This window comes from Pantoea trifolii (assembly GCF_024506435.1).
GTDB lineage: Bacteria > Pseudomonadota > Gammaproteobacteria > Enterobacterales > Enterobacteriaceae > Pantoea > Pantoea trifolii.
In genome coordinates this window covers 1,353,090-1,367,940 of record NZ_JANIET010000001.1, presented here as the reverse complement: position 1 = coordinate 1,367,940, position 14,851 = coordinate 1,353,090, and the positions used below count along the sequence as shown (strand labels likewise).

General features: G+C 57.6%; 15 protein-coding genes. 4 read left to right on the top strand and 11 right to left on the bottom strand.

Annotation, left to right across the window (positions count from 1 at the left end; translation table 11 throughout):
• Positions 1-2 precede the first annotated feature (2 nt).
• Complete coding sequence (argH, locus tag NQH49_RS06305; RefSeq protein WP_256696000.1) at positions 3-1,430, bottom strand: argininosuccinate lyase; 1,428 nt, start codon at positions 1,428-1,430, stop codon at positions 3-5.
• A 157-nt stretch (positions 1,431-1,587) separates the two neighbouring features.
• Here argH and NQH49_RS06300 point away from each other — a divergent pair, with 157 nt between their 5' ends.
• Positions 1,588-2,559, top strand: coding sequence for a LysR family transcriptional regulator (locus NQH49_RS06300; RefSeq protein ID WP_256695999.1), 972 nt, complete (start codon positions 1,588-1,590; stop codon positions 2,557-2,559).
• A gap of 166 nt (positions 2,560-2,725) precedes the next feature.
• Here the strand turns inward: NQH49_RS06300 and NQH49_RS06295 are convergent, their stop codons facing one another.
• Positions 2,726-3,244, bottom strand: coding sequence for a GNAT family N-acetyltransferase (locus NQH49_RS06295; RefSeq protein ID WP_256695998.1), 519 nt, complete (start codon positions 3,242-3,244; stop codon positions 2,726-2,728).
• Positions 3,241-3,804: a helix-turn-helix domain-containing protein gene (locus tag NQH49_RS06290; RefSeq protein WP_256695996.1), complete on the bottom strand. Its 564-nt coding sequence runs from the start codon at positions 3,802-3,804 to the stop codon at positions 3,241-3,243. The genes NQH49_RS06295 and NQH49_RS06290 overlap by 4 nt, the downstream gene beginning before the upstream one ends.
• A 151-nt stretch (positions 3,805-3,955) precedes the next feature.
• Between NQH49_RS06290 and NQH49_RS06285 the strand changes: the two genes are divergently transcribed.
• Positions 3,956-4,690 (top strand): MerR family transcriptional regulator, encoded by a 735-nt coding sequence (locus NQH49_RS06285; RefSeq protein WP_256698384.1) that lies wholly within the window; start codon positions 3,956-3,958, stop codon positions 4,688-4,690.
• 170 nt (positions 4,691-4,860) lie between these two features.
• Here NQH49_RS06285 and NQH49_RS06280 read toward each other — a convergent pair whose 3' ends face one another.
• The 4 genes from NQH49_RS06280 to osmF are packed head-to-tail and all read right to left on the bottom strand — an operon-like array spanning position 4,861 to position 8,598.
• Positions 4,861-5,592 (bottom strand): ABC transporter permease, encoded by a 732-nt coding sequence (locus NQH49_RS06280; protein ID WP_256695995.1) that lies wholly within the window; start codon positions 5,590-5,592, stop codon positions 4,861-4,863.
• Positions 5,592-6,527 carry an ABC transporter ATP-binding protein gene (locus NQH49_RS06275; protein ID WP_256695993.1) on the bottom strand — a complete coding sequence of 312 codons (936 nt, stop codon included), beginning with the start codon at positions 6,525-6,527 and terminating at the stop codon, positions 5,592-5,594. Before NQH49_RS06275 ends, NQH49_RS06280 begins: the two co-directional genes overlap by 1 nt.
• Positions 6,520-7,686 (bottom strand): ABC transporter permease, encoded by a 1,167-nt coding sequence (locus NQH49_RS06270; RefSeq protein ID WP_256695992.1) that lies wholly within the window; start codon positions 7,684-7,686, stop codon positions 6,520-6,522. Before NQH49_RS06270 ends, NQH49_RS06275 begins: the two co-directional genes overlap by 8 nt.
• Positions 7,687-7,689: 3 nt before the next feature.
• Positions 7,690-8,598 (bottom strand): glycine betaine ABC transporter substrate-binding protein OsmF, encoded by a 909-nt coding sequence (gene osmF, locus NQH49_RS06265; RefSeq protein ID WP_256695991.1) that lies wholly within the window; start codon positions 8,596-8,598, stop codon positions 7,690-7,692.
• A 318-nt stretch (positions 8,599-8,916) separates the two neighbouring features.
• Here osmF and NQH49_RS06260 point away from each other — a divergent pair, with 318 nt between their 5' ends.
• A complete protein-coding gene (locus tag NQH49_RS06260) occupies positions 8,917-9,423 on the top strand; it encodes a DapH/DapD/GlmU-related protein (protein WP_256695990.1) in 507 nt (168 codons plus the stop codon).
• A 31-nt stretch (positions 9,424-9,454) separates the two neighbouring features.
• On the opposite strand, the gene idi is transcribed toward NQH49_RS06260, so the two are convergent.
• The 3 genes from idi to NQH49_RS06245 all read right to left on the bottom strand — a co-directional run bounded on the left by idi (position 9,455) and on the right by NQH49_RS06245 (position 13,433).
• A complete protein-coding gene (gene idi, locus NQH49_RS06255) occupies positions 9,455-9,988 on the bottom strand; it encodes an isopentenyl-diphosphate Delta-isomerase (protein WP_256695989.1) in 534 nt (177 codons plus the stop codon).
• A 284-nt stretch (positions 9,989-10,272) separates the two neighbouring features.
• Entirely contained in the window at positions 10,273-12,168 is a 1,896-nt protein-coding gene (locus NQH49_RS06250) for a methyl-accepting chemotaxis protein (protein ID WP_256695988.1), read from the bottom strand.
• Between the two features lie 152 nt (positions 12,169-12,320).
• Entirely contained in the window at positions 12,321-13,433 is a 1,113-nt protein-coding gene (locus tag NQH49_RS06245; protein WP_256695987.1) for a suppressor of fused domain protein, read from the bottom strand.
• 225 nt (positions 13,434-13,658) lie between these two features.
• On the opposite strand from NQH49_RS06245, the gene NQH49_RS06240 reads away from it, so the two are divergent.
• Complete coding sequence (locus tag NQH49_RS06240; protein WP_008102643.1) at positions 13,659-13,952, top strand: hypothetical protein; 294 nt, start codon at positions 13,659-13,661, stop codon at positions 13,950-13,952.
• A gap of 3 nt (positions 13,953-13,955) precedes the next feature.
• On the opposite strand, the gene NQH49_RS06235 is transcribed toward NQH49_RS06240, so the two are convergent.
• Positions 13,956-14,819 carry an oxygenase MpaB family protein gene (locus tag NQH49_RS06235; protein WP_256695986.1) on the bottom strand — a complete coding sequence of 288 codons (864 nt, stop codon included), beginning with the start codon at positions 14,817-14,819 and terminating at the stop codon, positions 13,956-13,958.
• Positions 14,820-14,851: the final 32 nt, after the last annotated feature.

Here is a 14,851-nt window from a genome sequence, read left to right as displayed (position 1 = left end):
CCTCAGGCGCGTGGGCCAGCGTAATCTTCGGTCCAGCGCTGCTGGTCCTGCATCAGAGTTTGCAGACGTGCCAGCTGCTCACGCACGCGTGCCGGTGCGGTACCGCCGTAGCCGCTGCGGGCCGCCAGCGCGGCTTCCAGCGTCAGGGCGCTGCGCACCTCTGGCGTTAAGCGGGCATCCACCGCGTGCAGCTGCGCATCGCTGAGATCGGACAGACCGCAGTTTTCGCGCTCGCACAGCTGCACCAGCTGGCCGGTGATCTCATGCGCTTCGCGGAACGGCACACCGCGCATCGCCAGCCAGTCGGCCACTTCGGTCGCCAGCGTGAAGCCGTCCGGCGCCTGCTCACGCATCACGTCGGTGTTGAATTTCAGCGTCGACATCATGCCCGCCATCGCTGGCAGCACCAGCAGCAGCGTATCCACTGCATCGATCACGTTGCGTTTGTCGTCGCTGAGATCGCGGTTGTAGGAGAGCGGCATCGCTTTCATGGTGGTGAGCAGCGCCATCAGGTTGCCGACCAGGCGGCCAGAGCGGCCACGCGTCAGTTCGGCGATGTCCGGGTTTTTCTTCTGCGGCATGATGGAACTGCCGGTGGCGTAGCTGTCGTGCAGCTCAACCCAGCGGAACTGGCGGGATGCCCACATGCACACCTCTTCGCACAGGCGTGACAGGTTGATGCCGATCATGCTGGTGACAAACAGGAATTCAGCGGCGTAGTCGCGGCTGGCCACGGCATCGATGGAGTTCTCGCACGGCGCGAGATAAGCGAGATCGGCGGCGGCGTGCTCCGGCTGGCGCGCAATGGCGGAACCGGCCATGGCCGCGGCACCGAGCGGACAGCGTGCGCTGCGGCGATCCCAATCCTGCATACGTTCGATATCGCGGGCGAAGGATTGCGCATGGGCCAGCAGCTGATGGCCGAACACAATCGGCTGCGCCTGCTGCAAATGTGTGAAACCGGGCGCGACGCTATCGGTGTGCTGCGCCGCCTGCTCGACCAGCGCCTGCTGCAGGGCCAGCAAGGCGCTGACTACTTTGCGGCCGTTGTCACGCAGATAGAGACGCAGGTCGTTAACGGTTTGATCGTTGCGCGAACGGCCGGCGCGCAGCTTGCCGCCCAGCGCACCTAAACGCTCGGTCAGCGCGCGTTCGATAAAGGTGTGCACATCTTCGTCGGCGGCAATCGGATGCAGCTCACCGGCGCGATAATCGGCGTCTAAGGCGTCAATGGCGTCCAGCATGGTACTGAGCTCGTCGGCGCTCAGCAGATCGCCGCGCGCCAGTTCACGGGCATGCGCCCGACAGCCCGCCAGATCGTAAGGTGCCAATGCAAAGTAATAATCCGGGCTACGAGACAGCGCGGTTAAACTCGCCGCCGGTGCCGCTTTAAAACGCGCGCCCCATAACAGTTCGGCATTATCAGACATGCTATTTCCCCTTACAGATAATCATCAGCGATATGAAAAAGATATGAATGAGCCAGTTGAGATAATGAAAGCTTATTTTATGGCTACACTGGTAAATAGGGCCTATTTCAGGTTCACTGTACTTTCACCGCAATTATTCCGGAGTTGAATAGCAAAAATGGAAAGTAAAGTTTCCCAGTCCGGAAACAATGCAAATAATCGCAGCGATAATGCGGTTCTGGCACTGAGTAATATCGATTTAAAATTACTGCGGGTATTTAAATGCGTAGTAGAAGCCGGCGGATTAACCGCTGCCAGTCACGAATTGAATATTGGTCTGGCGGCGATCAGTAAACAGGTTTCCGATCTGGAAATTCGTCTCGGCATGACATTATGCAGCCGCGGACGCGAAGGTTTTGAGCTGACGCAATACGGCATCAACGTGTATCAGGCCACGCTGGAGCTGTTCGTCTCGCTGAATCTGTTTCGCGAGCGCTTACACAACAGCCGCAATGAACTGCTGGGCGACATTGCCATTTGCGTGGTGGATAACACCATTTCCGATCCGCAATCGCCGGTCACCGCGGCGGTGCAACAGCTGCACCAGAAAGCGCCAAAGGTACAAATTCGACTGCAAACCTCACAGTTAGATGATATTGAGCGCGGCATCAGTGAAGGCCGTTTTCATTGTGGTATTGCACCAGTTTATGAAATGAAAAGTGATTTTGATTACTTCCCGCTTTATAAGGAATATTCAAAATTATATGGCTCCATGTCACATCCTTTATATTCTGGATCGTGCGATAAAAATATATCGACGGACATATTACGTGAGCAGAAAATTATTAATCATTTATATGTGACGCCGCGCGACGATCGTCGCATCATTCCGTTGCAGGACAGCGGCGTGCAGGCGGTTCAGGTTGAATCTGTCGCCATGCTGATTTTAACCGGCCATTTTATTGGTTATTTACCGGAACATTATGCCGCCGCGTTTATTGCGCGTGGTCAGCTGTGTGAGTTGGGCGATGATTCGATTCGCCGTGAAAACCCGTTTTGTTTGATGATGAAGAAGGGCCGCAAAATAAACCCGATTATCCGGCTGTTTATGCAGGCGCTGGGCGTGGCAGAGGCGGAGGCAGCGCACTGATTTGGTGCGTTTTAAGATTGTGCTCGCTGTCCCCCATCCCGGCCTTCCCCCGCAAGCGGGGGAAGGAGACGCTGCCACATGCAGCTTCAACACTGACATGTGGCAGCATCTTCCTCCCCCATTTATGGGGGAGGACCGAGGAGGGGGACAGCAGGCACAATCACAATCACCGCAAAACCTTAAACATCACCGTGGTCGCATCTAGCACACCTTCTGTTGACTCGGCATACATGGGAATCGACCCCGCAATCTGCCAATCCATCGACAAATACAAATCCGTCGCCACGTCGCCGCTGCGCGTGTCCAGCACCAGCAAGGTTTTGCCCTGCGCTGCCGCCAGTTGTTCGGCCTGCTGCATCAGGCGGCGCGCAATGCCCTGCCGTCTGGCGCGCGGATGCACCAGCAGCTTGCTGATCTCCGCCCGATGGCGACCATTCGGCATCGCGCTGAAACCGACCATCACCGTCGCCACAATCACGCCCTGCTGATACGCCACCAGCAGCTGGCTGTCGCCGCTCGCCAGGCTGTAAATTTTGTCCTGCCAGAAGCGCGCAATGGCCGCGCGATCGTCGGCATCAATAAAGCCCACGCTGGCACCGTCGGCGACACAGCCCTGCAGCACATCACATAATGCCGCCAGAAGCGGCTGCGCCTGGGTGGCGCTGAGACGTTCGATTTCAATCATGGTTTGCATACCACCAAAATGTAGCGCGCGCCGGCTTCGGCATGAGCGGCAAACGCGGATTTGCCGGTAAGATGGAAGCGCAGACAGTCGCCCGCCTGCAGCGTCCAGTGTTGATCGTCCATGCTGATGGTCAGCTCGCCCGATTGCAGCCAGATATGTTGCTCCAGCCCCTGAATCGGCGGCGCGTCGTAATCAATGCGCGCGCCGGGACGCAGTACGCCTTCCACCACTTCCGCTTTAAAGTGGCTGCCGGGCGGCGATACGTTGCGGCGCAGGAACCCGCTGGCGTCGTCGCGCCACACCGGCTGTTGCTCCGCTTTCAGCAGCAGCGCGGCTTCCTCTTCCACCTCGCTGAGCAGGCGCGACATGGTCAATCCGTAGGCCACGCAAAGGCGGTTAAGCAAAGCGGCTGTTGGGCTCGTTTCAGCGCGTTCAATGCGCGACAATGACGCCCGACTGATGCCGGTCGCCATCGCCAAATCATCTAATGACCAACCGCGTTGTACGCGTAATTCGGCCAGTCGTGCCGCCAGTCGATCGTCGGTATCCGAAGCAGACATCTTTACCTCTCATTTATGGGAAATAAATCTCACATATGAGATAACACTACGAATCCTCAACACGGTCAAGTTGTACAACTAAAAAATCGTTGTACAACCCAAGCCTGAGGGTTAAGGTGTTGTTATGCAGGTCAGTATTTTTGAGGACTTTATGGCCTTATACAGTATCGGGGATGTGGCCGAACGCTGTGGAATCAACCCGGTAACGCTTCGCGCCTGGCAGCGACGTTACGGTCTGTTAAAACCCCAGCGTACCGAAGGTGGTCATCGGCAGTTTGATGATGAAGATGTTCAGCGTATCGAAGAGATAAAACGCTGGATAGAGAGTGGCGTGCCCGTTGGCAAAGTGAAAGCGTTGCTGGAAGGCGCCACCGTCAATGTGGATGACGGTTGGTCGGCGCTGCAGGAAGAGTTGATGAGCGTACTGCGCCACGTTCGGCCGGCGAAATTGCGCGTTAAAATTGCCACTATTGGCCGGGAACATCCGGTGGATGCGTTAATCGATCACGTATTTGTGCCGGTTCGCCAGCGTCTCGGTTTAGATCAGAACACCGCGCGTACCATGTGCAGTCTGCTTGATGGCGCGCTGATTGATTATGTGGCGTTTTGTCTGGCCTGTGGACGTAAAAAAGCCGGTAAAGATGCCTTGATGCTGGGTTGGGCGGTGGAAGATCGTACCCGCATCTGGCTGGAAGCCTGGCGTTTGTCGCAGCAAGGCTGGCGCATGGATGTGTTGGCGGAGCCGCTGGACATGCCGCGCCCTGAGTTATTCCCCGGACAAAATCTGTTTATCTGGACCGGCAAAAAGCCAACGCGTCGCCAGGTCGAGCAGTTTGAACACTGGCAGGCACAAGGTTTTGCCATTCACCTGCACGATCCCGCATAAGTAAAAATCGCACACACGGCCTTTGCCTGGCGTGGTGTGCGCGTTATCATGCCGCCCTAAATTTCTTTTCTCAGGTCTCCTCATGAACTGGAATAAACTCCTTATCGGTTCCCTGTTTGCCATTATGGCGCTTGGCGGCATGGGCGGTATGATGCTGGTCGGCTACAGCCTCATTGTGCATACCCACTAAGTTTACGCTGCACGCGCTCTAACAGGCGATCGCAGATCAACGCCAACAGCGCCACCAGCAGCGCGCCCTGAATCACATAGGCGGTGTTAAAGCCGCTCAAACCTATGATCACCGGCGATCCCAGACTCTCCGCGCCCACCGTGGAAGCGATGGTTGCCGTGCCGATATTGATCATCACCGAGGTTCGCACGCCCGCCATAATCACCGGTGCTGCCAGCGCCAGTTCAATCTGCCACAAGCGTTTCCACGGCCCCATGCCGAGGCCGACCGCGATTTCGCGATTGCTGGCTGGTACGCTATCTAAGCCCGCCAGCGTGCCCTGCAAAATCGGCAGCAAACCGTAGAGAAACAGCGCCATTACTGCGGGCGTCGCGCCAAATCCCATCACCGGCACCGCAATTGCTAACACCGCAACCGGCGGAAAGGTTTGCCCGGCCGCCGCCACGGTTTCCAGCAGCGGACGAAAGGCGCGCCCGGCGTGACGCGTAGCAAACACCGCACAGCCGACGCCGACCAGCAACGCCAGCAGGCTGCCGCTGACCACCAACGCCAGATGCGCCAGCGCCAGCCGCCAGAAACTCTCCTGCTGATAGAGCGGGCGCTCCAGCTGCGGAAACCAATGGGCAAACAGCGGGCCGCTGTGCGGCAAGCCCCACAGCAACAGCAGGAAGGCCGCCAGCAGCCAGTAAAGCGGATCGCGTAACAGCCGCATCAGCTCGCCTCCCGCTGGCGCAGCAGATCGCTGAAGTGCAGCACGCCGAGCGGTTGCTGATGCTGATCGATCACCGGCAATTTGTCGGTGCGGCGCGCAATAAACTGCGACAGCGCTTCACGCAGCGTCAGCGATGCGGCAATCGGTTCGGCATCGAGCCATTCTCCGCGCCGCGCCGCGCTGCCCGCACGCCCCAGCGCCAGCAAACGCACGCCAAGTTCGCTGCGGCCAAAGAACTCGCGGGCAAAGTCATTCACCGGCTGCGTCAGCAGATCGATCGGCCTGCCCTGCTGCACGATTTCGCCGCCGTCCATCAGCACCAGTTGATCGGCCAGCGTCAGCGCTTCGTCGATGTCATGCGTCACCAGCACCACGGTGCGACCCGACATTTTCTGAATGCGCAACATTTCGTGTTGCAGCGCCAGACGGTTGACCGGATCAAGCGCGCCAAAAGGTTCATCCATCAGCAGCAATTCAGGATCCGCCGCCAGCGCACGCGCCACGCCGACGCGCTGCTGCTGTCCGCCCGACAGCTGATGCGGCATGCGCGTCGCCAGATGGCTATCAAGATTGAGCAGCGCCAGCAGCTCTTCAACGCGTTGGTTGATTTTTGCCTGCGGCCAGCCGAGCAGCGACGGCACGGTGCTGATGTTCTTCGCCACGTTCCAGTGTGGAAACAGACCAATCGACTGAATGGCGTAACCGATGCGGCGACGCAGCGCGCGCGCATCCATGTTTTCGATGGCTTCTCCGGCGAAGCGAATTTCGCCGCTGTCGTGCTCTACCAGCCGATTGATCATCTTCAGCGTGGTCGATTTGCCGGAACCCGACGTGCCGATCAGCACGGTAAAACTGCCCTTCTCAATCTTCAGCGACAGGTTACGTATCGCCTCTTTCCCGGCGAACACTTTGCTCACCTGGTGAAATTCAATCATGACGTCTCTCCAGCAGTGCCGACAGTAAACGCAGCAGTGCATCAAAAATCACCGCCAGCGCCACCACCGGAATCACACCCAGCAGCACCAGATCCAGCGCGCTGCTCAGCAATCCCTGAAAAACAATGGCGCCGAATCCGCCTGCCCCAATCAGCGCTGCGACCACCGCCAGACCAACGGTTTGCACCACCACCACACGCAGGCCGGAGAGCCACACCGGCAGCGCCAGCGGCAACTCGGCGTGCCAGAACTGTTGCCACGCGCTCATGCCCATGCCGCGCGCGGTTTCACGCACTTCCTGCGGCACCTGCTGCAAACCGGCCACCACGCTGCGCACCAGCGGCAGCAGCGCGTAGAGCACCAGCGCAATCAAAGCCGGTGCGATGCCGATGCCGCTGATGCCCCAACGCGCCAGCAGCGGAAAATGCGCCACCAATCCCGCCAGCGGCGCAATCAGCAAGCCGAACAGCGCCACCGACGGCACGGTTTGGATCAGATTGAGCAGGCTAAACGCAGCATTTTGCCAGCGCGGACGGCGCGCAATCGCCAGGCCGAGCGGCAAACCGATGATTACCGTCGGCAGGAGCGTGCCGCCCAGCAGCCACAAATGCTGCGTGAAGGCCGCATCAAACACCGCCGTGCGGTTGGCGTACTCTTTCATAAGCGAGAGACGATCGAGATGACCGCTGAGTAACAGCGCCAGCGGCAACAGCCAGATTTGCAGATTGAGCACAATGCGCCACGGCGTACTGCGCGTGATTTGCCGAACCGCTTCCGCCGCCAGCAGCAGCGCCAGCGCCGCCGCGCACCACAAGCCGCTACCAAACGCGGTGCGTGCCAGCGGGCTGCCGCTGTTCGCCAGTTCGCTGGCTTGCTGTCCGGCGAGCCAGATGAGCAAGGCCAGCAGCAACTCCGCCGCCAGCAGCACCGTTATCGCGTGAATGCGGCGCGGCGACCACCACAAGCTCTGCCAAAGCCACAGCAGCGGAATCAACAGCAGTGCGCTGTTGGTCACCTGCCAGAAGGTCAGCGGTTGGCCAGAGACCAGCCGATTGGCGGCATAGCTCAGTAGCGGCAAGGCAAACAGCGCCAGCGTGATAAGCGTGATTAACACCAGCAGCACCGGCTGCTGGCGCGGTCTGAGTAACAACGATGACACTGCTTACAGCAACTTATTGGTCTGTAACCACTGTTTCGCGACCTGGCTGGCATCCTGACCATCCACCGCAATCTGTGCATTCAGCTGCTGCAGGGTTTTCTCATCCAGCTTGCTGAAGACCGGCTGCAGCCAGTTGCCGATGTCCGGATATTGCTTGAGCACGCTTTCGCGGATCACCGGCGAAGGGGCGTAAATCGGCTGCACGCCTTTCGGATCGCTCAGCGTTTGCAGGCCCAGCGCCGCCACCGGACCGTCGGTGCCGTACGCCATCGCCGCGTTCACGCCAGAGGTTTGCTGCGCCGCCGCTTTGATGGTCACGGCGGTGTCGCCACCGGCCAGCGACAGCAGCTGCGCCTGCTCGAGTTTGAAGTTGTAGGCTTTTTCAAACGCCGGTAAGGCATCGCTGCGTTCGATAAATTCCGCCGAGGCGGCCAGCTTGAAAGTGCCACCTTTTTTCAGGTAGGCGCTGAGATCGTCCAGCGAGTTAAGGTTGTTCTTCTGCGCTACGTCACCGCGTACCGCAATCGTCCAGGTGTTGTTAGCTGGCGCGGGTGTCAGCCACACCAGATGATTTTTCTCGGCGTCGAGTTTTTTCACTTTCTCGTAGCCCTGCTGGGCGTTTTTCCATGCCGTGTCTTTCTCATCGTTGAAGAAGAAGGCGCCGTTGCCGGTATATTCCGGGTAGATATCCAGCTCGCCGGCGGTGATCGCACCGCGCACCACTTGCGTGGTACCGAGCTGGATTTTGTTGACGGTCTTTACCCCGTGTTTGTCCAGCACCTGCAGAATAATGTTGCCGAGAAGCGAGCCTTCGGTATCAATCTTGGAACCGACTTTGACCGGATCCGCCGCCTGCGCTGCACCCACGCTCATTGCCAATGCAATCATTCCCAATAAACCCTGCTTTATCATCTCGCTTCCCTCATTTGTTTTCATTGTGTGACTATCAAGCGTAGCCTGGCGAATCGGGATGGGCGCGGTCAAGCGGCTTACTTCGTGCTTTTTTTGCTATCAATATCGTATTGGCTATAACCAAAACGCAGCTCATATAGCCAAAAGGAATGTAAAGAATTTCACTGTGAAATGAGGAGTGTCAAAGAGTGTAATAAATACTTTTTATGCCTTGCAGCATTTATTGCAAAGAAATTTTCGAATTGGTAGAAAGAAAAGGATTAAATTAAATGCTTGCGATTTGTATCGTTGAGCCAAAATTATGGAAGATTAAAAAATATGCTGATGTATTTCCTGTCTCACTTCGTAAAATATGTTGAGGTTCCTGTAGCCCGAAATCTTATCAACAGCAGAAATTTATCCCGTAAACGACACAATCGCCTTTTGGCCAAATCTGGGGTAAAAATTGGGGATGAAAGCATCGTTACAACGCCTTTCTTTTATGAATTTGGCAATATAGCGATTGGCTGCCACGTATACATTAATGCCGGCTGCGTTTTTCTCGATAATTCGGCAATAACGATTGGGGATAATTCATTGATAGGGCCGAACGTGACGCTATCGACAGCAAGCCATCCATGTGGCCCGGCTCAAAGAAGCTATCAATTGATTACAGCCCCGATAACTCTCGGAAAAAATGTGTGGTTAGGGGCCGGCGTCGTGGTCTTACCCGGCGTAACAATCGGAGATAATAGCGTTATCGCAGCAAATAGCGTTGTTACAGCGAATGTGCCAGAGAACGCCCTCTACGCCGGCGCACCGGCTATCTTTAAACGGAACTTATGAACGTCGCCCCCGCAAAGCAATGTCCATGCTTCTATGCCGTCAGGCGAAACTCACCAAGCGTATGAGGGATGCGCGGGAAGGTGTGCAGAAACCACGGCGTGAACTGCGCCGGATTCTCCTGCATTTCCTGCTGAATTTGTGCAATCGAGCAATAGCACCACGCATCGGCCTCTTCCGGGTTGAGGACCGGCTGCTCATCGCTGATGGCGAAGAACACGTGACCATACTCATGCTCGGTTAAGCCGTTACTCAGCGGCAGGTTGTAGCTCAGCTCAAACACCGGCGTTAACGCCAGATTCATGCCCATCTCTTCACGCAAACGGCGCTCAGCCGCGTCGCGCGTCGATTCCTGCGGATAGGGATGACTGCAGCAGGTGTTACTCCACAATCCACCACAGTGATATTTCGTGCTGGCACGGCGTTGCAGCAGCACTTCATGGCGCGAATTGAACACGTAAACCGTCACCGCGCGATGCAGCAATCCTTTTTCATGCACTTCCAGCTTTTCCATTTTGCCGATAGGGCGATCGAGGTGGTCAACGAGAATAACTTCAATGGCGGGCATGACAACTCCTTCGGAAAATTCGCAGCTATTGTACACAACCTCCAACGTGTTGATGGAGGAAATAGCGCACATTCCGTGCGTTAACGTGGGCACACTAAAGCGTAGCAGCCTGCGGACAATTCAGCATAAAAAGGTGGGGAATGGCGTTAACGGAGGAGATGTGTGCGGAGGATGAGAAGGTCGCCATAAATGGCGACCTTACGGGAGAGTTGTGCCGACCGCAATTTTTCAACGGCCGGGAGATTTTGTAGGGTCGCCATTTATGGCGACCGATTTCACAAAACTTACAACTTAAAGCTCTGCACCACCTGCTCCAGCTGCACGCTTTGCTGCTGCATCGACTGCGCGGCGGCGGAAACCTGCTCGACCAGCGCGGCGTTCTGCTGGGTGCTGCCATCCAGCTGAGTAATCGCCACGTTCACCTGATCGATGCCCATGCTCTGCTCGCGGCTGGCCGACATGATTTCGCTCATCAGCGTGGTCACGCTGCTCACGCCCTGCATCAGCTCATCCATGGTTTGCCCGGCCTGCTCCACCAGCTGGCTGCCGGTATCGATATTCGCCACCGACTCCTCAATCAGCTTTTTGATTTCACGCGCCGAGTTAGCCGAGCGCTGTGCCAGGTTACGCACTTCCGATGCTACCACGGCAAAACCGCGACCCTGTTCACCGGCGCGCGCCGCTTCGACCGCGGCGTTCAGCGCCAGGATGTTGGTCTGGAAGGCAATGCTATCAATGACGCTGATGATATCGACCACTTTACGCGATGAGTGATTGATCGCGCCCATGGTGGTGACCACCTGACGCACCACTTCAGTGCCGCGTGCGGCAACCTGCGACGCGCCGTCCGCCAGCTGGTTCGCATGCGTGGCGTTGTCGGCGTTCTGCCGCACCGTGCCGGTCAGCTCTTCCATCGACGCCGCCGTTTCAACAATCGAACTGGCTTGCGATTCGGTACGTGCCGAGAGATCGGCGTTGCCGCTGGCGATTTCACGCGAAGCCGCCGTGATCGCCAGCGCGCTGTCGCCCACCTGACGCATCAGGCCTTGCAGATAGGCGATGAACTGGTTGAAGCTCTGCGCCACGGCGTTGAATTCCGGGCTGTTGCTGGCAGGCAGACGCTGCGTCAAATCGGCGCCGCCGGTTGATAAGGCTTCAATGTTGCTGTTCAGCACGGCGAGACGTTTCATCATGGCTCGCACGAAGCCCAGCAGCACCAGCAGCAGGATCACCGCCAGCGGAATCTGCACCAGACCAAGACGCGTCAACATGCTGTGGGTTTGTGCATCCAGCAAGCTCGACGGCACATCGCTGGCCAGATACCACGGGCTGCCAGCAATCGCCTGTACGAACAGCGTGTGTTCGCCATCTTCACCTGCAAAGGTGGTTTGCGCGGGCTGACTGCCCGCCTGCGCCAACAGACCTTTCAGCGCGGACGCCATCGGCAGCTGGGTATCCGCGAGGTTTTCCAGCTTCGGCGCGCCATCCACCAGCGCGGCGTTACCCACCACTTTGCCATCAGCTTCAACGATCAGTACGCGGCCCTGAATCGCCTCACCCATCTGTTTTGCCAGCTGGTTGAAGAAGCCGAGCGTCACGTCAATGGTTGCCACGCCCCACGCGGTGCCATCGCGATAGATTGCCATTGCGCAATTGGTACGCGGCTGCGGGCTGGCGGCATCCTGATAGGCTTTCGCCCAGGCGCACTGGCCTTTGGGCGCGGCTAAACCATCTTTATACCAGGATTGCTCCCAGTATTTGTCGGCGGCATCCGAGTTCCAGTAGGTGTTGACCTGCAGCTGGTTGCTGGCGTTGCGCGCAAAGAATGAGCTGTTTTTCTCTTTGGCGGGATCGCGACGGTTTGGTAACGGCCAGATGCCGCCGCCGAACACATTGCTGTCCTGATATTGGTTAACTAAGGCGGGCAGCAAGGTATCGATGGCTGCGCTGTCCATCACGCCTGCGGCTTCGGTAATGGCGCGTTGCTGCGCCTGCACGCGGTTCATCTGCTCGACGATGCGTCCGGCCAGGCCGTCCACTTCGTAACGCACCAGACGACTTTCATTTTCAGTGAGTTGCGGCGCGATGAACTGATTGATTACCAGTACGGTAACCAGCATCAGAGCGGCAAAAAAGGCGACAAGCGTCGCGGTGAAACGGGATTGTGTTGTTTTGAACATTATGTGTGCCCTTACCCTGGTTGGCGAGTTGCCTGATCGAGGTTAACGGCGTGTTAATGGGGAACTTGAGGTGAGCGCGATCACAAAGCAATGAAATAGTTGATTTGGGTGATAATTTAAAATCGTAGGGTCGGCATTGGTGCCGACCTGATTTACGGTGCGGGGGTTTCCACCACTTCCTGCCGTGGCCGAAACACATGATTATTACCGTCCGCCAGCAAACGTTGCAGCAGCTGCTGTCCACCGCGATCGTCAGCCTGGGCGAACTGGCGTTCGGCCTCGGTAATCGGCGTGGACCACAGCAGATTCACGCGATCACCATCGCGTTTCGGCAGGCGGAACTGCGCCGCTTCGGGAGCGAGATCATTCGCCAGCAGGAAGCTTTCAAAGCCCACCGGTGCGACTTCCGACGCCAGCGTATGCCCTTCGCCAATCCAGGTCAGACGCGCCCACGGCAGATGGGCAAACTCCGCCAGCGCGCTCGCCATCTGCACCGCATTGGCTTCGGTCATCACTTCACCGTCTACCGCCATCGCCAGCTCGACGCGGCGATACTGCGGGGCCAGCTCGTCAAACAGATGATCCACCTGCGGCATCGGGCGGATTCCCATGCCCAGGGTGAGGAAGTACCAAACGCCGTTATGCAAGTGCTGCGAAATCGCCATCGGCGGCCAGTTGCCCTGATCGATGGAGTAATATTTTACCGACTCGCCAAACTGCGCCTGATAACACTGCATCAGCTCGCGCTGCACCACATCCCACAAATGGCCGTCGTGCCAGTCGCGCCAAAAGTGACGCTGCTGTTCAGCGCGCGCGTAGTATTCGTTGGTGGAGGCCGATCCGAGCGGCGCGGTCAGGCGATTCTCTTTGATGCAGGCAGCAGAAAAACTCACCTGCTTATCCTGATACAGGCTCCAGCCGGGGATCACCGCCAGCAATTGGCCGTAATACCACAGCGCGGCGCCGTCATCGCTGGGCTCCCACAGCACCTGTAATCCCGCCGGATCGAGCATCGGCTCGGCTTCCAGCGTGCGGCAATATTCGGCACTCAGCAGCGGCGCGATGCCCTGCTCCATCGCTTCACGATCTTCCTGCGCGGGGGCAGGCAGCAGGTTACGCAGCCAGCAGCCGCGCACCGCGTATTGGCTGCGAAACAGGTCATTCGGCCAGATATAAAAATAGGCCGTACGCGCATCCTGCTCGACGATCGCGGTTAGTGTGTGTTGCTGATTCGGCACCTCAGCAATCAGAGGTTGGTGGGTCATAACGCCTCGATATTACCTGGAGGAATCCATTTTCCCCGAGAATAGAGCAGGATCGGCACTCGTGCCATGTGACACAAGGGTAAAACTCTCAAAGTGCGGTGGGAAATAGATGAGAGCGGCTTATAAATCGCCGCTTAACTGGCTGACAAGCTTCAGATTAATTTGCGATTCATTTACCATTTCGCGTGATATTGTTTGCACATTCGCCTCTTTGGAGCTGCCATCATGGTGCTGCAAAACCTCGATCTGAACCTGCGGGATGTGGTTATTTTCGTGATGTTGGTGTGGCTGTTTATCCGCTATACATGGGTGATGTCGTCGCTGACCTTGTTATTAAGTGGCGTGGCATTGCTGGTGTTATTACCGATTGATATCTATTACAGCCTGCTGCCGCTGGCGCTGATTGGCCTCGGGCTCGGCATGTTGCTGCACCATTATCAGCAACGTCAGCTGGCGCTAAAACGTCAAGCGCGCACACCGCGCACCTACACAAACAAGCAGGATGAGCTGCATCTGTAACCTTCAGCGGCCCATGCGCTGCATCGCACGGCTATAAGCGCCGCGCTGAATCGACCAGCGCAGCAGTGCGGCGATCACCGCCATTTCCCGATCCACTCGCCACTGCGTCAGCGGCGCAACCGGCTGCTGGATCTGCTGTTGCGCCCAGTCCGGCAACAATCCCATCCCCGCTTTCAGCATCACGCGCATGGCCGGTTTTGCCTGCCAGCTGGGTGCGGGCGCGTTGATTAATAACTGCATCACCTCCAGCGTACGCGCATCGCAGATCAACTCAGGCCGCATCCTCTGAAGATACGCCTCAACCGCCTGCACGCTTTTCGGCACCTGCTGCGCACCCAGCGCTTCGGCAACGAATGCCGCTTCCTGATAGTAACGATCCTGATCGGCGAGGCTGAGCTGCGGATTTTTGTAGCGCAGATGCGCCGCCAGAAAACGGCTGGTTTCCGCGACGTGCACCCAGGTGAGCAGATGCGGATCGCTGGCGGCATACGGCTTGCCCGCGTTATCGACACCGGTGACGCGCAGGTGAATCCGTTTGACGCGGTCGATCAGGATATGGGCATCGGCGGTATTACCGAAGGTGGTGACGGCAATAAACTGGCTGGTGCGGCGTAGGCGGCCCATCATGTCCTGACGGAAATTGGAGTGATCCCATACGCCCGCCAGCGCCGCCGGATGCAGCATTTGCAGCATCAAGGCGCTGATGCCGCCGCACAGCATGGAGGTGAAGTCGCCGTGGACGCGCCAGATAACGTGGTCCGGGCCAAATAAGCCGGGATCGCCAGGCGGTTGCGAGATGTCGAATTCGTTGAGTGACAGGCCGTTAAGGCGGAAGACTTGCTGTTGGATGCGTTCGCGGATGTTCATGGGTTTGTGCTTGTGCGGTTAATGCCCTCACC